Below are 19705 nucleotides of genomic sequence, written 5' to 3' on the forward strand. Positions count from 1 at the left end.
TATAAAAATTTGTTTATGATCCTGATTTCTAAAGCTCAAGATTTTGTCACTACTTTGCTCAAAGATAAGCTTTCTAGCGAATATACCTATCACAATTTAACGCATACGAAAGGTGTTGTGGCAGCTGTAAATACTTTGTGTCAAGAAGAAAAAGTAGAAGGTGAAGACCGTGAGGCCTTACTTATTGCCGCTTGGTTTCATGATACAGGATTTATTACAGGTTGTAGCAACCATGAATTATGTAGCTGTGATTTGGTAACCACTTTTTTGACAGAGCAAGGGGCTTCTAATGCATTTATTACGCAAGTCTGTCAGTTGATTGCGGCCACCGAAAAAACATATGTTCCTCAAACGCTTTTGGAAAAAATAATTAAGGATGCTGATTATTACCATCTTTTTGGAGCCGACTATTTGTTCAGTTGTGAAAAACTCCGTAAGGAATGGGAAACAACCGAAAAGGTAACGTATACCGACAAAGAATGGGCTTTGATTAATTTTGATTTTATGGTCAACAACCATAAATTTTATACGGATTATGCCAAAACGAATTGGCAACCTTTAAAAGATAAAAACTGTATCGCTTTGCAAAAAATAATTAACACCAAAGAAGATAAAAAAGGCAAAAAGGAGAAAAAGAAAGCCACTACTCCAAAAGAAGACAAGCCCGACAAACCGGATCGTGGAATTGATACGGTTTTTAGAGTTACCTTGGGCAATCACACCCGCTTGAGTGGCATTGCAGATAGTAAGGCGAATATCTTGTTATCCGTAAATGCCATTATCATTTCTATTGCGTTGTCTACGATTATTCCGAAGTTGGACAACCCAAAATACACGCATTTAATGATGCCGACTTTTTTTATGATTGTTGCTAGCGTAACGACGATTATTTTTGCGATTCTTTCCACGCGTCCCAAAGTAACCAAAGGCTTTTTCTCCCGAAAAGACATCGAAGAGCAAAAAGTGAACCTCTTGTTTTTTGGTAATTTTTATAAAATGCCTCTCGACGAATACCAATGGGCAATGAACGAAATGATCAAAGACCGTGATTATATTTACAACACTATGATTAAAGATTTATACTTTTTGGGCATTGTTTTGGAGCGCAAATACCGCTTGCTTCGTGTGGCTTATAATCTGTTTATGTTTGGGATTGTGGCTTCGGTAATCGCTTTTGTGGTGGCTTTTAAAATGGCAGGCGTGTAATATTCGTAGGGAAAATGATTCTTTTTGTAAAAAAATGTTTCATAGCATAAACACTATTGAATCAATCGGTCAAACATGCTCTTAATTTGAATATCGCCAAAGCCATAAATTCCTTCTCGTTTTACAAATTCCGAAAAAACAAGTTGAAAATCTCTTGATTGTGTGTCAAGTATTTCTTGTATCACTTTTTCGGGTCTTCCTAAGGATTGGTCTAATGGAAATCGGTCACTGTGTGCTTGGCAAACTGCTTCTAGGTATTCAAAACAGTCTGATGGAGTTTTGGCTAATGTAATAAGTTTGTCTAAGTCATTATTTTGATACGCAGACCATAGTTTTTTCCCCAACTTGATATCATCAGGTGAAAATTGAATTTTTGAATGATAGGCTTGTTCTAGTGTTTCGGGAGTGGATTGGGCAAAACCTTTCCACATATCCGCTTTGTTTGTGATGACGGGAAACACTCTGAAGACTTTAAAAGAGGGATACTTGGAAAGTAAGGAGAGCACAAACCACATGTTGACCTGACAAAATAAATCATTTTCAAACCAAAGGCAAATTTCGGACTGCTCCGGCAAGTTGTTGATTTTGTTTAATTCACGGACTGTTTTGTCAAAATACTTTTCGACCGATTCTTGATAAGTACCAGCAATAAATTGAGCTCGAATGTTCCAAAAGACATCAAGGCTATTGGCAGCGACAGGCCCAACAATCAAACATTCTCTGCAAATTATAAAGTCTTGATTGATGTTGGTTTGTCTCAATTGCTCAGCCAAACAGTCTCCATTTAATAGATGATAGGATGTCATTATTGGAGGATTTACGGAACCACAAATGAAGTGGCGGCTACAGTAGTACCATTTAGATTTGGAAATATTCTTTTACTTATGGTTGGGTCATCATAGGCATTGTCCCAAAACGAATCCCCGTAGGCTCTCACATACACTTGTTGACCCGATGTAAAGCCTGCTGAAAGTAATTCACTTTGAGTGATGGTTTTTTCAAAAGGATTGATTTGTGCCACAAAAACAGCAGAAAAATAAGTGTAATTGGTGGCACTTACTTGAGCATTTGTGGACAAAAAGAAACGCACATAGCGACGGTTGGCTGTATTTCCTGCTGGGTTTGTTGTAATGGACAACTTTACTTGATTGTTCAAAACAGCAGCCGTTACGTTCGTTACGGTAGTAGTAGACAGTTGTCCTATGGAGGGAATGTCGCTAATGAAGGTGGCTTGTCCGTTGGTTCCGTGTACCACTCCAATTTTTTTAAAAGTTCCAAATCCCGTTTTTGAGTATTCTAGGGTATAGGTGCCAAAGGGTACTTCGGGAAGCACAAATTTTCCCTCAGCGTTAGTATTGGTTTGAATCAAAGGAGTAGTACCAACGACCTTTACATTCATATTCGATTTGTCCAATAAGGTTGTTCCTTCATCATAAAGAATGACCGAACCCGAAATAGCGGCTTTTGTAGGTGTTGTAGGTTCATTATCGTTGTTGCTGCAAGAGAAAAGGAAGACAGAGACTATAGTTACAAGGGGAAAAAGGATATTTTTCATAAATAAATCTTTTTTGTGATATGTAAAGCTACTAAAAGTCTTTTGGTTTTTATATATGTGTTTAGAATTTAAGGTGTTATGAGTGAAAATTCAAAAGTCCATCCCTTACAAAAACGATACAAGTCAGGAGATTTTTGATATTTTATGGATTACAAAACGAAACTACAATGCTTCGAAGTTGGATAAATTCTCAGAGTTGGAGTACCGAATTAGTTAGACTTTGGGGGTAGGTTTGCCAGACAGTTGCGTGTGTTAGCAGTCGTGATTATTAATAAGTTTGAATTAGAACATCAGTTGGAATATGTAGCGCTTTGTTTAATTTTCTAATCATTTCAAGAGATAGCTTTCTTTTTCGATTTAGAATTTCGCTTGCACGGCTTTTTAGGCCTACAATGTTTGCCAAATCATTTTGGTTATAGCCCATCTGTTCCATTCTGAATTTAATAGCTTCTATTGGGTCTGGCAAACCAATAGGGAAGTGCTCATTTTCGTATTGGTCAATCAAAATTCCAAGTACTTCAAGTTCATCTCCTTCCGATGTGCCATTTTTTGCTTCAAAAATCATTTCAAGTCTTTCAAGTGCTTGATTATAATCTTTAACTGTTTTTATAGGTTTAATTTCCATAGCTATTAAATTTCGTTAGCGTTAATTTTGTCATACTCTGAATGTGTCCCAATAAAACGAATCCAAATCATTTGATAATCATAATTTATTTTGACTATCAATCTATAATTGTTCCCTTTTATGTTGAAAACAACTCGATTATCATTCAAAATACTTGCGCTTGGGTATTCTTGCTTTATCTCATTTGGATTTTTCCATTCAGCTTTACTTGCCTCTTGAAACCATGCCATTAATTGTTGTTCACAATCTGCATGGGATTCCCAAAAATCTCTCAATATTTTTTTGGCAATTACTCTCAAACGTTTCTAATTTTTTACAAAGATAACAAAAGTTCCCAAAACGGGAAGTTATTTAGCTTTTTTTTCGCAACGGCTCATAACTGCTAACGTTCTGGTACTACAGCGGGTTTGGATTCTAAATGAAACTATAATACTGCGAAGTCGGAGACATTCGCAGAGTGGGAGTACCAAAATAGCTAATCTTTAGGGACGAATTTTATATTTTTTTGAATTTGATGCAATCAATAAATAAGGTACACCGATTACAACTGCAGTAAAAAACGCAATGCTTTCAATAGTTGAATTTTCAAAGCTTTTTGCAACGAAATACCCAATTATAATTATTAAAGCCATTCCAAACAGCACATTTCTAAATAAAGTGGCAATTCCTTTGATGTCAATCTTTTCTTTTTCTTCTTTTGACATAGTGTTATAGCCCGCAATTAAAAAATACATTTTTCCGTATTTAATTAAGAGGCCAAGAATTATAAAAAGTATCGCTATTCCAATCATTTTTTACTAGTTAAGTTGCTATTTTATTTGGTTAAATTATGAATAAGTTTATAAAACTACAATACTGCGAAGTCGGAGACATTCGCAGAGCGCGAGTGCAGAATTAATTAGACTTTGGGGAGCGAAGGCAGTTTTTACTTAACGTTTTTCAAATCTAATTCTTCCAAAAGGGTATTGTAACTTTTTAGATTACGTGAATTTGAATCATAAACTTTAATTACTAATGTAGAATCACAATTAATCACAGTAAATGAATTACCAGCATTTCCAGGAAATCTTTCTTCAATTTTTGATGTTATCATCCTTTTGATATAATCAGTTATAGACTTTTTTCCTGAATCATCTAATTTTATTGTCTTTTGAAAGATTACTGTTTCAATATTTTCTCCATTCTTATCACGTTTGTCGCAATCAATTTTAGTTTTTTCATAGTCTAGAAAATAGTCTTTATAGTTTCTTTCTTTTGAATAAATTTTTATTTTTTCATTATGTCCACCCCATTCTCCGCACTCACTAAATCTTGAATTTATTTTTAGACTCGCATCAACTCCAGTGGCGCCTAATAGAATTGGATCAAAAAAAACAGTTGAATTAATGTTGTTTTCATCATTAGGTAACTCTTGTTTTTTTGAACATGAAAAAACAGTAATTAAGAGTATTAAGTATATAACATTTCTCATGTTTCTTATTTGGTTAAATTATTCCAATGTTCTTTAAAATTGCCTACAACTAGCATATAGGGATATTATTGTTTAATTATTCTGCATAAATTCTAAAAAAGCGTAAATCAATGTTAATGTTATTAAAGCGAAAAAGTTAATGTAGAAAAGCAATTTTAAATTTCTGTATTTTTTAGTAAAACTTAAAATTGCTGGAATCATAAGCGCATTTAAAGGAATTGTATAAAAAAGAATTAAAAACCCAAATCCAAAAGGACCACCAGAGTTAAAGATGTTGGAAGCGGTAATTGGTAAAAAATAAAAAATATTTAAAGCTAAGCTCATTATCGATACAAGTATACTCCAATTTGAATCCTTCATTAAGTCGTAATTTGATTATTGTTATGATATCAAGTTTTTATTTTTAAAAATGTCAGTTTAGTTTGTCTAATTAATATGGTTTATACTAAATCAAATCATTCTTTGGATTTTGCAAATGTTCCAAATGCAAAACTAATTTTCCCATTTAACCAAATATCCAAATTGCTTGTAGCGTGTTTCAAATGTTGTTTGTTCACTTGTAACTAATTCTTAATGTATTTTCGGTTCTTGCTACGTTCCCTTTATATTTTCCAGGATTCCAACGATTATAATCTTCTTTTAAAGCTTTTAAAGCTGTATCAATTAAATCTTTTTTAAATTTTTCATCAACAGCGTCATTTACCCAATTCGACACGGTTAAATCACTTATTGTTCCATCTTTTTCTATTGTAAAAGTAACGTCTACAAACAAAGATTTATAACTATTTATTTTAATTGGTAGGTTTGATTTTATAGTTGTATAATAATCACTCTCGATGTAGACTTTTGGATTTATTATTTTTGGTTTTTCATCATCCTCTAAATCATATATGCTTACGACTTTGTTTTTTTTGATGATATTTTTGATAAAAATATTTTCCGCTTCTTTTTCAATATCAGAAAAATAATTCTCTCCGAATTGTTCTTTCATTTTTAAATTAATGTAACCGCTATAACATCCTTGAGTTTGTCCTTCAAAAATAACACAGCCAATGTCTTCTATGACTGGTTTAATTTTGCGCTTTTTTAAAACTTCTTCAATTTCTATTTCAAACGGTTTTGAACGACATCCAAAGCAAATAGTTTTTATAAATAATTTATGATATTTATTGATGTCACTTTTAGCTCTCTCAACATCATTTCTACATAATGTGTCAGACTTTGGAGGGTTTAATAAATATTTGGGGTCACGATTATTAAAAAATAACTTTACAGTTTCAGGTTTTTTTTCTTCAACTTTATTATTTGAGTTTTTTTTGCAACTAATTGCAAAAAATAAAATAACTAAATAAATTCCATAGTGTTTTTTCATAAAATAACAATTAACGTTCTGGCACTACAGCGAGTTTGGTTTTAAAATAAAGATTTATTTTTCGGTTATTACTAAACTGCCAAATACAAAACCATTTTCAAATTAAGCCTAATACCCAAATTGCTTGTAGCGTGTGTTAGTAGCCGTTTCTATATTCCTCCAAATATTTTATTTAAATCAATTTCTTTAGTTTGAAATTCGTCTGGTTTGCTTTTGGAAAATAGTTTAGAAATTTTTTGCCAAAAGCTTCTTTTTTGAAAATAGACAATTTCTGGATAAGCTTCTTTATTATCATAATATTTAACTGAAATTAAAGATTTTATATGCTCACCATTTTTGTAATATTGAATCTCTTTTCCTTGCAATCCCGTATGAAATTGTTTTTGAATCACATTGACATTATTATCTATAAATTCAAGACCTGGATTTCCATATGATTTACCTTCTGTAAAATCAAAACGGTAAAAATATTCAACTTCTTGTTGTTTAGTAAAACCCTCTGTCTTTGGATTTTCAAATTTCCAGTATAAAAGTTTGTTTTCGTAGTAACAAATACTAATTATTGTTTCGTCATTTTTATCTACAGCAACATATTCTTCTACAATTGAGCTTCCAACTTTCTTTTCATTCGCTAAATAATATTTTTTTGATTCTTCAAAATTTTTATTGAAGAATTCTTTCCAGCTTTTATATTGAATTTTTGATTGTGTCATACTGAAATGGCTACTAATTAGCATGTAGGTCTAACAAAATCAGACCTATCACACCTAAATTAGAGAGATAGGTCTGACTGTAGTCAGATTTTTTTCTTCCCCAAATATATTCTTTTTCCTTTAAAAAATATAAATATTTTCTGAAATATAGCCTTCTGTTTTGCTTCTTTTCATTTCCTTTTTGCAACTTCTAATTTCGTATTTCTAACTTCTACCTTCGTATGAGGGATGGGAGCGGCATCCTCTTGGGGCGGGGTTCGCCCCAAGAGATATAGCGTAGAGCCCGACCCCCGCTAGGCCTTTGGTTGTGGTGAAAATCCAAACGTCTGGCGGGGGACATGCCCAAAGTAAATAAATGCGGATGAGGTATGTTGCCTACAATTACTTGATTTCGTCGAGTAGCTCTTGGTAGGTATAGGTTTTGGTGGGAGTGTCGCTCTCGGTGGTGTTTTTGACCTTGACGCGTAGGGCGCGCAAACCCGAAACGCCTTGTAAATCCTCGATTTCGAATTGCTCTACGGTTGGCTCAAGGATGTTCTTGAATTGTAGGTACTTGATGTATTTGAGGTACTCTTGCTCTTCGTTGTTGTGCGAGTACACTATGGTGATTTTTTCTTTTTGGGTGATGCGCTCTTGGGTGCCTTTGATGTGGGCTTTGTCGATGCGTTTTTTGACCACTTCGTAACGGGCATTGTAGGTGCCGTCTACATCAAAACGTTTTTCGTCCATGCGAAAACGAATCGAAAGCGGGGCGCTAAAGACCAAAATCAGCGAGGTGACGTCGAGTTCATACGGCAAAGTGGCTTTGAGCTGATGGTGTTCCAACTCCATTTCGCAAAGGGTTTGCAACTGCCAAAGACGCAAATTGTGCAAATACATCATATCGAAACTTCGGGTGGGCGCAATGCTGGTGCCTATGTAGAGGTTGTGTTCTACGCCATCGGTTTTGAAGCGTTCGTAGTAATGCGGGTAAATTTGTTGTGCTTCGACTTGTTTTTTGTCGAGGACAGCAGCCAGTTTTTTGTTGATAATCGACATAGCGTTATCGAACTTTTTGCGGGCGTGGTAAAACAATCCCGTTTTGGGGTCCAAACTCGCAAAATAGCTGTTTTCTACTTTTTCGGTATCAAAATCCATTTTGGTGTTTCTCAAAATGGGGTGAATTTCGTTTTCGATGTAATTCTGAATCAGTTGCTCGGAGTCGGCTTTGAGCGGTGCGTCGAGTTCGTTGTAGAACGACTGCAATTCGAATTGGCGTTGCTCAAGCAACAACAAATGCTGATTGGATTTTTGGTTCGAAAAAATGTCCAACAAGGTTTTTAATTGGTTTTTCAAATCTTCTTTGACGACTTCGTTACGGTGAACGGAAGAGCCTTTGATGTCGATTTGACCGTACAACGGAAACACTTCTTTGAAGACAATTTCCTTGAAAATGTACTCTTTATTGAAACTGTTGGTTTGAATGTATTTGTAAGCTTCTTTACGGAATTTCCAATACACGCTAGGGTGAATGGCGGTATACTCACGTTGAATCACCGCTTCGACCTGATGCAAAATATCGGTATTGTGACGTTCTATAGTGTCGACTAAATAAGGAATAATCAAATCGAGTTTTTCGGCATTGAGGCTGTTGAGCACTCTAGCCGTTGGTGCCACGAGTTCAATTACCCCCAGTAACACATTGTTTTTGATGACAGGCGAAAACACGGCACTTTTGATGCCTTGCGAAAGCAAATGTTCACACAAGACTTTATTTTCTGTTTGCAGTAAATATTGGTCTACATCAGCAATGATAAGCGATTTTTTTTCTGCGATGGCTTCTTCGAAACAACAGCTAAACAGCGAGTCGGAACAACTCAATTCTTGCTCGTTAAACAGCAAATAGCTCGACAAGGTCTCATCAGAATATGGCGGTTTGACAAAGGTGTTTTCTTCTTGATTGTACAAAATGAATCCCACTCTTAGCTCAGGAATTCGAAACACGGAACGGAAAATGGTTTCAAATTCATCAACATATTCAGCCTTTTCGATTTCGGACTTCAAAAGGTTACTTTTTAAATTCGAAATGGCGCTTTCGGTCGTGGCATCATACAAAGACACAATTCCAAAGCCTTTGAGAATCCAGCTTTCTTTAGGGAATTTGGCTTTCCAAAGGTCGATATTGTCATAATTATCGAGCAATTCGTGCACTTCTTCTTGGGTTAAAGTCAAGGATTTCTCGGTAGGAATGATTTCGACAAAATCGGCATTGTACAAAATGCGATAATGATTCATAATACCGTTTTGGTCTTGGATATCAAAAAACAAAGGTTGGTTGAAATTGATTTTTTGACCGTAGAATTCATTCAGAATCAAGGCACAATTCATAATATACAATTGGTCATCGTCTACATTTCTTATCGAGAATTCGGGCGTAAATCCTTGGTGCTGGAGTATTTTTTTGAAACGTTCGGTATAATTGAAGGTCAGATTTTGAAAAGGAATGGCCACCGCTTTGATTTCGTTGTGGGTTAAAGCGGTAGGAAACAAGTCGGCGAGTAAATTGCGTACTAAGGCTTCGTTGTCTTGTATTAGGCTTAAATCCTCGATTCCGTCTCTAAATTGAGGAAAAGCTTCGATTTCTTTGAGTAAGGCTTTGGCATAGTTGGAACGGTAGTCCACATCGGATTGTGCAATTTCTTCTAAAGATTCGATGAGTTTATGAAACGAAATGAGCGTTTTGAAAGGACTTTCTTTGAGTGTAATGCTTTTCATATGCGTAGGCTTAAGAATGCAAATTTACGCAATCTTTGTGTGCTATGGCTCAAAAAAAATCCTCAACTGCACGGGGCAATTGAGGATAGTACTTTTGAAGTCTGAAAAAAATCTAGTTTTTCTCTTCTTTGTTGAAATATACTAGGTAGTAATACATTTGTTTTTCTTCGTCCCAGCCTTTTTCTACAAATTTTTCGGCACTTTCTGGATTGATAAAATCCATTTTGATTTGGATATGTGTATCCAGATTAATTACGTTTTTGATGGATTTTCTCGCGTCCGAAACGGCAGCATTGGCAATAGGGAAGGAGGTCACATCTTCAATGCTGTATTTCTCTCCTTTGTCAACTTTATAGTTTTTGAATTCAGGAATCAAATCGGGATTATCAATAACCTCGTTCAAGAAATTCGATTCTTCAAATTGGTCATTTTTAGCAAAATAATTCACCGAGCGGTTCATAAACATCACTTCTTCTTTTTTGTCTTCGGCAGGAAAAACAACATCTTTGGCAAAGTTTTGACAAAATTTCAAATACTTTTTGGTGATGAAGTTTTCGTCCTCAAAAGCATCTACAGAAAGGAAATGCTCCAACCAGTAGCGCGCATCATAACGATTGCTATCTACGGTTAATATTTTGTAACCTTCTTCTTTTTTGTGGTTAAAGATTAAACAACCTTTGTCGAGTTTGTTCAAGCTCACGCCGTGTTGTAGAATCATCTCCAAATGCGTTTCTTTTTCCTCAAATTGTAAAAAGTCGGATTGGATTTCGCTTTTAAAAATACCAATAGCGTCTACTATGTTATTGTCTATCGAAACATTCGTCAAGTGCGCCACATACACCTCGCCATTCTTGATGTGCGGATGATTGGATTGCTCGAACAAATGTTGTGTGATTTGTTTAGAAACTTCGTGCAAACTGCCTGGATTATCAAAAATTTGAGTGGCAAATTTGAACATGTCGTTGTAATCCAAATCTACTTCGTGTGCAAATTGAAAGTAATTTTCTTCTTTTTCTCTAAAAGGTTTTAAGAAGAATTCTTTAATCAACGGAACAATTTCATCGTTGAGGTTAAAAGGTTGTTCTGATAAGAAAATCGCTTCATTACGACTCTTGTTTCCAACACGATGTATGGAAAGCGTTTCGATGTGGGTGTTGAATAAGTTGATCATTAAGGAAGTATGAAGGTTTAAGGTTGTTTAAAAGTTTGAAATTGTTTAAAGTTTAAAGTTGTTTAAAAGTTTAAAATTTAAAGGGGTTTAAGAGTTTAAAGCTTATTGTGGTTTTGGGAATGTTCGTCTATGAATTTTGTTCCTTTAAAGTCTTTTTTGTTTAGGTATGTGATGAAATTATGGATTTTAACACTCAATTTTTCATATTCAATGACTAAATAGTTTAATTTTTCTTCATTGATATAATCATTGTCAAATACTCTATACAATTGAGAGCGAGTCTCTCCGGCAGATCCTTTTGCTATTGAAAGAAATTGACGGAATTCTATGTTTCCATTTCTTTCAAATCCTTCAGCAATGTTATCCATAACAGATCCCGATGAGTCTTTTATTTGAGCATTAAATTTAAAATCTTTGTTTAAATCGGTGTTTTTAGATATAAAAATGATTTCTTTTGAAAGTCTTCTAGCGTCTTGCCAAATTTCTAAATCTTCAAATCTTTTTATAGTAGCCATACCAGATAGTTTTAACTTTTAAACAATCTTAAACAACATTAAACCTTTACAGCACAATTAAACTCTTAGTTCCAATTCTCCTCGAATCCGTAGTCTTCGAAGCTATCGTCACCACTAAACATGTCTAGGTCGTCTTCGTCAAGATCGTCTTCGAATTCGCCGTAGATGTCATCATTCATATCGGCTTCAAAGTTTTTTTCACCGGCTTCTGCAGGCATAATACCGTGAGAGAATAAGGTTTCTGGATAGGTACCACCAGCAACTGGTTCTTCTATAGCGGCTAATTCAACCAAGAACGTCCACATGTTGATGAAATCGTACACATAGATGATTTTGGTATTGGCTTCATCAAGGATATCCGATAAAGCGTAATCGCTCATGGTACGTTGTTCGCCAGGAACATCTCCCGTATCAAACAAAGGAATTTCATCTTCTTGATTCCAAGTTTCATCACAGGTATAAAAGGAAGCTACCTCCATACCATCAAAGCCAAATGCATTAAAAATAGCGTTGTGTAAATCTTCTAAAGTATCGTCAGAAAGTATTGCTATGTCTCTAAAAATGTCTTCTTCGGCATCTAGAATAACCCTAAATTTATAAACCATAATTTTTGTTTTTGTTGAAACGTCAAAGGTAAAATTTAATTTTAGAAAACTCTTTTGCAATCTTATTTTGTTGAAAAGATTTTATTTTCAAAAGCTGTGCAAACAAAAAAAGCTGTCCTTAACAGACAGCTTTTACTATGATCAATTGTGAAGTTTTAATGTTTCTCTTCAGAACACAAACCTACGATTTCATGGAATACATCGTGCAAGGCAGTCAATGATTTTAGGGTAGCTTCGTCTGAACCTTTGGCTTTTACTAGTTTGTCCAAACCTTTAGCACCTTCTTGCAATTTTTTGATAGAAGCCAAAATTGCTGGTGTTTTGAATTCAGCTGGGATAGCTTCTTTTGACAACGCATCAGCTTTTTGAACCATTTCTTCAGAACGTGTTTTAATAGGATTCAAATCACCTTCTTCAGCAGGATGAAAAGTTTGTGACATTACTCCGTGAAAGGTTTTGATAGCAGGCCATTTTTCAAAAGTAGTTTGTGCAGACAAATTGGAAACCACCAAAAAGAAGAACAAAACAGGTAAGAATTTTAAAGATTTCATGGTTATTGTTTAAAAGTTATTGGTTCAAAGGTATAAATTAATTTACTGTTATAAAACGCTCTTTTTTGATTTAATTCACACGAGTCACTCGGCCCGTATGAATGTCATACAGCATCGGAATGACTTGAATTTCTTTTTGGTCAATCCAAGTGTTTTTTAAGATTTGATTCGTAGAATGTTTGATATTGGCCACAATGCATTCATTAAGATGCGTTTTGTAAGGTCTTGGAACTTGTTTTTCTTCGTCTTCTTTTTTGAGTGTATTGATGATGTCTTCGATGTGGTCGTGTTTAGGCTCTAATTTTTTAGTGTCTGCATTTTCAACAAAAGCTTTGATAGCCCCACATTCGGTATGACCTAGCACAATGATAAGTTTTGTTTTTAAGTGTTCAACGGCATATTCTACACTTCCCATATCAATATCAGTGATAAGATTTCCTGCATTTCTTATTACGAATAAATCACCAATTCCTTGGTCAAAAACAATTTCAGGACTCACGCGACTGTCGGAGCAGGTAATAACAACTGCAAACGGATGCTGTGCTTTTTCGTTGGCCAAAACTGCCGCTTTGTTCTGATGAGGATGAATGGGTTGATTGTTTAAAAAACGTTGGTTTCCCAGAGTAAGTTCTGTTATATTTGAATGCGCTGGGGTTTCTTTTAGTGAGTCATTACAGCTTGAAGCTACAAGAACGAGTAGCAAAAAGCCAAGAGAATAAAATTTCATTTTTTCAAGTATTAAATATCCAATAAATGTAAGGAATTCAAGGGGTAAAAGCCATTTTTGGTACGGCTTTTTGACTGTTTTTAGCATATTTAAAATCGGTCTCGATTGAATAAAATGCAGTGTTTTTTTGTCGAAATCGATTAAGAAAATCGCTGTTTTAAATGATTTTACAATTCAGCCTCGTTTTTCTACAATTCGGTCATAACTTTTTAGAGAATCCATAATCCCGAAAGATATTTGCTTCATCAAAAAACAAACAGTATAATGAAAACAAGTATCAAAAAAATCGCACACAAATTCTTTTTAGCAACCCTATTGGTTTTGATGAGTAGTGTTACTTTTGCTCAAAACACCATTTCAGGAAAAGTTATTGATCCAAAAGGTAAGCCCGTCGTTAGCGCCAATATTTATATCGAAGGCACTTATGACGGTGCGACAAGCGACGAGAAAGGATTGTTCTCATTCGAAACCACAGTCAAAGGAAATGCGACCTTAATCATAAGCTCTTTGGTACACGAAACAGCTACCATTGCAGTAGATGTTGCCAATTACAAAGACAAAACGATAACCCTCAAAGAGAATGTCAACACCTTAGACGCGGTGGTGATTACGGCTGGAACTTTAGAGTCGGGAGACAAAGCTCGTGTTTCAGTATTGAAACCTTTGGATATTGTCACCACAGCAGGTTCTGCTGGAAATATAATTGCAGCGCTACAAACTTTGCCGGGTACTCAAAACGTGGGTGAAGACGGTCGCTTATTCGTTCGTGGAGGCGAAGCCAATGAAACACAAACTTTTGTCGATGGTATCCGAGTGGCACAGCCTTATGGCGCTAGCACGAATAATTTGCCTACTCGCGGACGCTTTTCTCCTTTTTTGTTTAGCGGAATTTCTTTTTCTACTGGAGGTTATTCTGCCGAGTATGGCGAGGCTTTGTCAAGTGTGTTATTATTGAATACCCAAGACGAACCCGACCAAAACAAAACCGAAATTGCCTTAATGACCGTAGGTTTGGGTGTTGGAAATACACAAAAATGGAAAAAAAGCTCCTTGAGTGTCAATGCCGCTTACATTAATTTGGCGCCGTATCAAAAAGTGGTGCCTCAAAATATCGAATGGAACAATCCTTTTCAATCCCTTTCTGGCGAAACCGTGTATCGCTACAACTTCAATAACGGAATTCTAAAATTATATGCAGCTTTTGATTCCTCCAAATTCGATTTGAATCAAGAAAGCGTTAATTCGCCTAACAAAGTCAGAGTCGATTTGAACAATAACAACTTTTACTTAAATACTTCTTATAAAGGAGGATTTGGAAACAATTGGCAAGTGACAACGGGATTGAGTTATGGCTATTCAAAAAACAAAGTGGGATTGGATTTGGATAAACTAAACAATGACGAAAACGCCTCACATCTTAAATTCAAACTCCGTAAAAGCATTTCGCAACACGTTAAATTAGCTTTCGGAACGGATTATTTCATTACTCGTTTCAACGAAGATTTCACGCCAAATTCAGGCATAGGAGGGACTAGCGGATACAATTCCTCAATAGCAGCAGCTTTTGCCGAAGGCGATATTTTATTCACCAAAAACTTTGCTGCCAAAGTAGGGGTTCGTGCTTCATACAACGATTTGTTGGACGAAACCGCAGTTGCTCCTCGTGTTTCCTTGGCTTACAAATTGAATAAAACCAGTCAGTTTTCTTTCGCTTATGGCGATTTCACTCAGGCGCCAAGTGTTGATTTTATCAAATATTCCAAAATGCACCAATTCGAAAGCGAAAAAGCCTCACATTACATCTTAAACTTTCAATACAACAACGACCGTCAAACGTTTAGAGCCGAGGCCTATTACAAAGACTACAGCAATTTGGTAAAATTCAATACAACAACGCCAATGTTTAATTCAGTGTACAATAACAATGGTTCTGGTTACGCCAAAGGACTCGATTTGTTTTGGAGAGATGGCAGCTCGATTAAGAATTTAGAATATTGGATTTCCTATTCTTACATCGATACCGAGCGCGATTATCGCAATTTCCCTAAACAAGTTACGCCAAGTTTCGTAGCGGACCATACAGCGTCTTTGGTGACCAAATATTTCATCACCGACTGGAAATCACAAATCGGTTTTACCCATTCTTTCGCCACAGGTCGTCCGTACAACAATCCAAACGAGACCCAATTTATGAACGGAAAAACCAAAGCTTTCAATAATTTGAGTTTCAATTGGGCGTATTTAGTGTCGCAACAAAAAATCCTGTATTTCTCTGTGTCCAATATTTTACAAACTCAAAATGTCTTTGGTTACGAGTACGCCAATACTCCAGATGCATCGGGCGTTTACAACCGAAGAGCCATCACACCAACGGCAGATAGTTTCTTTTTCGTAGGTTTCTTTTGGACCATCAGCGACAACAAAAACGACAACCAATTAAAGAATTTATAGACTAATTAGGAGCAGTAAGCATAGGGCATTTCCAGCAGGCATCGTCCCGTGATCCGCTATATCTTTGCTGCCGAACCCCGTCAGCAAAGGATGCCGCTCCTCCCGGGGCTAGTTAGGAAGAATCGTTTTCAAAATACTTGTAGAAATAGCATAACCCTTTCAGCGTTCTAAACGCTGAAAGGGTTATATTTTAAAAGATAGTCATCAAAAGAATCGTTTATCCTGCAAGGTTTATTTTAAAACCTTGTAGGTTTGATGGAGATGATGATACGTCTAAAAAAAAGGTAAGAGATGTTTTAATTCTACACAGCTCAAAAACTGAAATCATTTGGATTTTGTCTGGTATCGTATAACCTTAGAATTTCAATACGAGTAGAGGTTACTCTATAAAACAAAGAATTGTGTTTGGTAATAACACATTTTCTAATTTGTAACGATGCATTAAAGTATGGAAATTGAGCAGGATTGATTTGTATTTGATGGATAGAATGGTCTAATTTTTCAATAAAATTCAAACATACTTTTTTGTTCCATTTAGCTTCTAAATAATCTAATAAATTACTTAAGTCTTTTGAAGCAAATGAAGACCACCTAACAGATTTAAGCATATTTATTTTTAAGCGTATTTAATAAAGTTTCGTGTTCCATTCCTTCTGAATGGTCCATTTCTTCAATAGCTTCAATCAAACCTTTTTGTTGGTTTTGAGATAAAGAATCCCAATCAGAAATGTCTTTTTTTGATTCGGTTGCGGATATCAATAGGGCGTAAAACTTCTTCAAGTTAGATTCGTCTAAACGGTCCAACGTTTTCAAAATTTTTAATTTCAATTCGCTTGTTGACATTTTTTTTTAAATTTTATCAAAAATACAAAAATAGTAGCAACAATTTGTTTTCCATTGAATTTAATAATAGTAACTCATTCTTAATCAGAAAGAAAAATAGTTGTTGTTTTTTACAATTCATCCACCAAAAACAACAGTTCAGTTACAATCAATTTTAGTTTCGATTGGTCCAAACTACTTTTACATCAGCATAATACAATAAACAACCTTTAAAAAAATAAACTATGAAAACATCAGTTCTTATCCTGTTCTTAGCCATAAGTGCAATAGCAACCGCTCAAGTCGCTATCAAAGTAGACATCGTTGGTCTAAAAAACAACAAAGGTCAAGTCCTAATCGGATTGTACAATTCCGAGAATCATTTTCTAAAAAAAGTCTACAAAGGCAATGTCGCTTTAATCAAAAACGCAAAAGCAACGGTCACTTTTGAAAACCTTCCAGCTGGCGAGTATGCGATTAGTGTTTTTCACGATGAAAACAGCAACGGAAAATTAGACACCAACTTTATGGGAATTCCAAAAGAAGCTTATGCGGCTTCAAACGGTGCCAAAGGGTTTATGGGACCTCCAAAATACAAAGACGCTAAGTTCCAAGCCACCCAAAACAAGCACATCGTATTGAAAGTATAATCAGTTTACAATTCATCCTCAAAAAACGACAGTTCAGTCACAATCAATTTTACAGCAGTTACATCAGTAGTACTTTTACATCATCAAAATAACAACAACCATTTAAAAGAAATTAACAACTAAAAAATAGAAATTATGATTAAAGTTTTAACCGCCACCGCTTTATTTATTTGCAGTTTATTAGCTGCCCAAGGACAATACGAACAAGGAATGGGAAAAGCGTTCCAATTGTGGGGAGAAGGCAAAAACACCGAAGCTGCCGCTTTATTCGAAAGAATTGCAGCAGTCGAAAAAAACAATTGGTTGCCTAACTATTATGTGGCTTTAGTAAATACTACAACCGCTTTTAGAACCAAAGGAAAAGACGAAGTAACAGCTTTGCTAACCAAGGCACAAAACGCTTTGGATGTAGAACTAATCAAAAACGAAAATAATCCAGAGTTATTAGTAATGCAAGCTATGATTCACACCGCTTGGATTGCTTATGACCCAATGACCAACGGACAAAAGTTGTCTGGAAAAGTAATGGGACTCTACGGTAAAGCACAGGCTATTGCTCCAGAAAATCCAAGAGTGGTATTCTGTAAAGCCGAGTTTGAAATTGGTGGAGCCAAGTTTTGGGGAACAGATACAACACCTATGTGTACACAAATTGATAAAGCTATCGGACTTTTTGCTACTTTTAAACCAGAAACAGCTTTCTCACCAAAATGGGGGTTAGACCGTGCTCAAGAAGCTCAAAAAAATTGTAAAAAATAGTATAAATTTTAAATCCTTTTGGAGTCAAAAACGCTGAAAGGGTTGAAAAACCAAAAACAAAAAGTCAAAGAATATGGAAAAACAGAAATACAGTACACTAGAAGGAATCAAAAAAGGCTTTATAGATTGTTTGAAGATTACACTAGTATTTACGCTTGTTTTTTCGTTGTTGCAAGGGGATTTTAATCCTCAAAGTCTACTGATTACTTTTCTAGTTAGTGCTCTTTATTCTTATGGAATTGGTTTTGGAAACGGTATTATTAATGATATTTTGGATCGCAGATGGGATTGGTTAGAACAGACTAATTTAAGAGTGTATTTTGGAATAATTTGCACTATTCTTTACACTATTCCTGTGGTCTTGGGAATCGATTATTTGACATTCGTAGTGTTTCAAAAACTAGAAGTTTCGGAGTTTTTTAACAACAGAATGGTTTGGGTACACATGTTTTACATCATTCTTTCTTTGGGAGTTTCTACATTTATGCACGCACGTAGTTTTATGCTCAATTGGAAACAAGCTTCTAAAAAAGAAGTATTCGAACAAAAGATTATTGCAGGAACAGCTTCGGCTAAATTTGAAACCTTAAAAAATCAAATCGACCCACATTTTCTTTTCAATAGTTTGAATGTGTTAAGCTCGCTGATTGAGGAAAATCCAGATAATGCCCAACGTTTCACTACTTCTTTGTCTAAAATTTACCGCTATGTGTTGGAACAAAAAGATAAAGAATTGGTATCGGTAGCAGAGGAATTGAGTTTTGCAACTACGTATATGAAATTGCTGAAAATGCGCTTTGAGAACAGTTTGTTTTATGAAGTGACTGCCGAAGTTCAAAATCCAGAGGCCAAAGTAGTACCGCTTTCACTGCAATTGTTATTAGAAAATACCGTAAAACACAATGTGGTAAGCGAGCAAAGACCTCTACACATCCGAATTTATATTGAAAATGATTATTTAGTGATTCAGAATGATTATCAAAAGAAAGAAGTATTACAAGACCGACAAGGCGTTGGATTACAAAACATCATCAATCGATACGCCATCATTACCAAACGAAAAGTACTGATTGAACAAAACGAACAAACTTTTACCGTTAAAATACCCATTTTAACCCAACAAATAACTGTTATGGAAACGACATTAAATTACAGAGAAAACAATGCGTACTACCGCGCAAAAAAGAGAGTAGAAGAATTAAAAGGATTTTATGGCAACCTGATTTCGTATTGTGTAGTTATCCCTATTTTAATTTATGTGAATCTTACTTTTGTCCCACAATTTCATTGGTTTTGGTTCTCCTTAGGAGGCTGGGGATTTGGTTTGATTATGCACGGTTTTAAAGTTTTTGGTTACAGCTCTAGCTGGGAAGAACGAAAAATTCAAGAGATTTTAAGAAAAGAAGACGAACAACAAAAATGGAAATAACGATGGAACGAATAGATACCAGTCAAGAACAAGAAGGTTTGGTGAAAATGGCCAAAGCAAGAGTAAAAAAGCTGAAAGATTTTTATTTTCATATGGTGTTTTTTATGCTAGGCGTAGTAATCTATGTTTTGAAAACGTATTATGGCGCACCTTTGAACTTTTTTCCCATACGTTACATCAACGGTTTTGTAATGGCGATTTGGACTACCTTTTTTGCTATTCAAGCGGTTCAATTGTTTTTTACAGAAGTAATTTTGGGTAAATCTTGGGAAGAAAAGCAAATTAAAAGAATAATCGGAAAGAACAACGAAAAACAAATCTGGAAATAA

23 protein-coding genes are annotated in these 19705 nt (G+C 35.2%); 6 read left to right on the forward strand and 17 right to left on the reverse strand.

What is annotated here, in order from left to right:
• Positions 1 to 15 precede the first annotated feature (15 nt).
• The gene (locus tag FLAVO9AF_RS06545) at positions 16 to 1206 is read left to right on the forward strand and encodes a Pycsar system effector family protein (protein WP_159685996.1); all 1191 of its coding nucleotides are present in this window, start codon (positions 16 to 18) and stop codon (positions 1204 to 1206) included.
• Between the two features lie 53 nt (positions 1207 to 1259).
• Here FLAVO9AF_RS06545 and FLAVO9AF_RS06550 read toward each other — a convergent pair whose 3' ends face one another.
• The 15 genes from FLAVO9AF_RS06550 to FLAVO9AF_RS06620 all read right to left on the reverse strand — a co-directional run bounded on the left by FLAVO9AF_RS06550 (position 1260) and on the right by FLAVO9AF_RS06620 (position 13265).
• Positions 1260 to 2012 carry a DUF1835 domain-containing protein gene (locus FLAVO9AF_RS06550; protein WP_159686000.1) on the reverse strand — a complete coding sequence of 251 codons (753 nt, stop codon included), beginning with the start codon at positions 2010 to 2012 and terminating at the stop codon, positions 1260 to 1262.
• An 11-nt stretch (positions 2013 to 2023) separates the two neighbouring features.
• The gene (locus tag FLAVO9AF_RS06555; protein WP_159686003.1) at positions 2024 to 2761 is read right to left on the reverse strand and encodes a carboxypeptidase-like regulatory domain-containing protein; all 738 of its coding nucleotides are present in this window, start codon (positions 2759 to 2761) and stop codon (positions 2024 to 2026) included.
• Between the two features lie 268 nt (positions 2762 to 3029).
• Positions 3030 to 3386, reverse strand: a complete 357-nt coding sequence (locus FLAVO9AF_RS06560) for a type II toxin-antitoxin system HigA family antitoxin (RefSeq protein ID WP_159686007.1) — start codon at positions 3384 to 3386, stop codon at positions 3030 to 3032.
• A 5-nt stretch (positions 3387 to 3391) separates the two neighbouring features.
• Positions 3392 to 3685 carry a type II toxin-antitoxin system HigB family toxin gene (locus FLAVO9AF_RS06565; RefSeq protein WP_159686010.1) on the reverse strand — a complete coding sequence of 98 codons (294 nt, stop codon included), beginning with the start codon at positions 3683 to 3685 and terminating at the stop codon, positions 3392 to 3394.
• A gap of 183 nt (positions 3686 to 3868) precedes the next feature.
• Positions 3869 to 4177, reverse strand: a complete 309-nt coding sequence (locus FLAVO9AF_RS06570) for a DUF3784 domain-containing protein (protein WP_159686012.1) — start codon at positions 4175 to 4177, stop codon at positions 3869 to 3871.
• 134 nt (positions 4178 to 4311) lie between these two features.
• On the reverse strand, positions 4312 to 4857 hold the full coding sequence (locus FLAVO9AF_RS06575) for a hypothetical protein (protein ID WP_159686015.1): 546 nt from the start codon (positions 4855 to 4857) through the stop codon (positions 4312 to 4314).
• Between the two features lie 72 nt (positions 4858 to 4929).
• On the reverse strand, positions 4930 to 5217 hold the full coding sequence (locus FLAVO9AF_RS06580) for a hypothetical protein (RefSeq protein WP_159686017.1): 288 nt from the start codon (positions 5215 to 5217) through the stop codon (positions 4930 to 4932).
• A 193-nt stretch (positions 5218 to 5410) separates the two neighbouring features.
• Positions 5411 to 6229 carry a hypothetical protein gene (locus FLAVO9AF_RS06585; RefSeq protein WP_159686020.1) on the reverse strand — a complete coding sequence of 273 codons (819 nt, stop codon included), beginning with the start codon at positions 6227 to 6229 and terminating at the stop codon, positions 5411 to 5413.
• A gap of 149 nt (positions 6230 to 6378) precedes the next feature.
• A complete protein-coding gene (locus FLAVO9AF_RS06590; protein WP_159686022.1) occupies positions 6379 to 6942 on the reverse strand; it encodes a hypothetical protein in 564 nt (187 codons plus the stop codon).
• Positions 6943 to 7323: 381 nt separating this feature from the next.
• Positions 7324 to 9696, reverse strand: coding sequence for a GAF domain-containing protein (locus FLAVO9AF_RS06595; protein ID WP_159686024.1), 2373 nt, complete (start codon positions 9694 to 9696; stop codon positions 7324 to 7326).
• 112 nt (positions 9697 to 9808) lie between these two features.
• Positions 9809 to 10867 carry a nucleoid-associated protein gene (locus tag FLAVO9AF_RS06600; protein ID WP_159686027.1) on the reverse strand — a complete coding sequence of 353 codons (1059 nt, stop codon included), beginning with the start codon at positions 10865 to 10867 and terminating at the stop codon, positions 9809 to 9811.
• A gap of 95 nt (positions 10868 to 10962) precedes the next feature.
• On the reverse strand, positions 10963 to 11382 hold the full coding sequence (locus FLAVO9AF_RS06605) for a four helix bundle protein (protein ID WP_159686030.1): 420 nt from the start codon (positions 11380 to 11382) through the stop codon (positions 10963 to 10965).
• Positions 11383 to 11447: 65 nt separating this feature from the next.
• Positions 11448 to 11987: a hypothetical protein gene (locus FLAVO9AF_RS06610; RefSeq protein ID WP_159686032.1), complete on the reverse strand. Its 540-nt coding sequence runs from the start codon at positions 11985 to 11987 to the stop codon at positions 11448 to 11450.
• 155 nt (positions 11988 to 12142) lie between these two features.
• Complete coding sequence (locus FLAVO9AF_RS06615; protein ID WP_159686035.1) at positions 12143 to 12538, reverse strand: hypothetical protein; 396 nt, start codon at positions 12536 to 12538, stop codon at positions 12143 to 12145.
• Positions 12539 to 12608: 70 nt separating this feature from the next.
• Complete coding sequence (locus FLAVO9AF_RS06620) at positions 12609 to 13265, reverse strand: carbonic anhydrase (protein ID WP_159686037.1); 657 nt, start codon at positions 13263 to 13265, stop codon at positions 12609 to 12611.
• A 264-nt stretch (positions 13266 to 13529) separates the two neighbouring features.
• On the opposite strand from FLAVO9AF_RS06620, the gene FLAVO9AF_RS06625 reads away from it, so the two are divergent.
• The gene (locus FLAVO9AF_RS06625; RefSeq protein ID WP_159686040.1) at positions 13530 to 15716 is read left to right on the forward strand and encodes a TonB-dependent receptor; all 2187 of its coding nucleotides are present in this window, start codon (positions 13530 to 13532) and stop codon (positions 15714 to 15716) included.
• A 311-nt stretch (positions 15717 to 16027) separates the two neighbouring features.
• Here FLAVO9AF_RS06625 and FLAVO9AF_RS06630 read toward each other — a convergent pair whose 3' ends face one another.
• Complete coding sequence (locus FLAVO9AF_RS06630; protein ID WP_159686043.1) at positions 16028 to 16324, reverse strand: type II toxin-antitoxin system RelE/ParE family toxin; 297 nt, start codon at positions 16322 to 16324, stop codon at positions 16028 to 16030.
• Entirely contained in the window at positions 16317 to 16559 is a 243-nt protein-coding gene (locus tag FLAVO9AF_RS06635; protein ID WP_159686045.1) for a hypothetical protein, read from the reverse strand. The genes FLAVO9AF_RS06630 and FLAVO9AF_RS06635 overlap by 8 nt, the downstream gene beginning before the upstream one ends.
• Positions 16560 to 16783: 224 nt before the next feature.
• Here FLAVO9AF_RS06635 and FLAVO9AF_RS06640 point away from each other — a divergent pair, with 224 nt between their 5' ends.
• From FLAVO9AF_RS06640 to FLAVO9AF_RS06655, 4 genes are all read left to right on the forward strand, one after another.
• Positions 16784 to 17188 carry a DUF2141 domain-containing protein gene (locus tag FLAVO9AF_RS06640; RefSeq protein ID WP_159686048.1) on the forward strand — a complete coding sequence of 135 codons (405 nt, stop codon included), beginning with the start codon at positions 16784 to 16786 and terminating at the stop codon, positions 17186 to 17188.
• Between the two features lie 135 nt (positions 17189 to 17323).
• Complete coding sequence (locus FLAVO9AF_RS06645) at positions 17324 to 17947, forward strand: hypothetical protein (RefSeq protein ID WP_159686050.1); 624 nt, start codon at positions 17324 to 17326, stop codon at positions 17945 to 17947.
• 73 nt (positions 17948 to 18020) lie between these two features.
• Positions 18021 to 19376, forward strand: coding sequence for a histidine kinase (locus FLAVO9AF_RS06650; RefSeq protein WP_159686053.1), 1356 nt, complete (start codon positions 18021 to 18023; stop codon positions 19374 to 19376).
• 2 nt (positions 19377 to 19378) lie between these two features.
• Positions 19379 to 19705: a 2TM domain-containing protein gene (locus tag FLAVO9AF_RS06655; protein ID WP_159686056.1), complete on the forward strand. Its 327-nt coding sequence runs from the start codon at positions 19379 to 19381 to the stop codon at positions 19703 to 19705.

Origin of the sequence: Flavobacterium sp. 9R (assembly GCF_902506345.1) — a bacterium.
In the GTDB taxonomy this organism is placed as follows: domain Bacteria; phylum Bacteroidota; class Bacteroidia; order Flavobacteriales; family Flavobacteriaceae; genus Flavobacterium.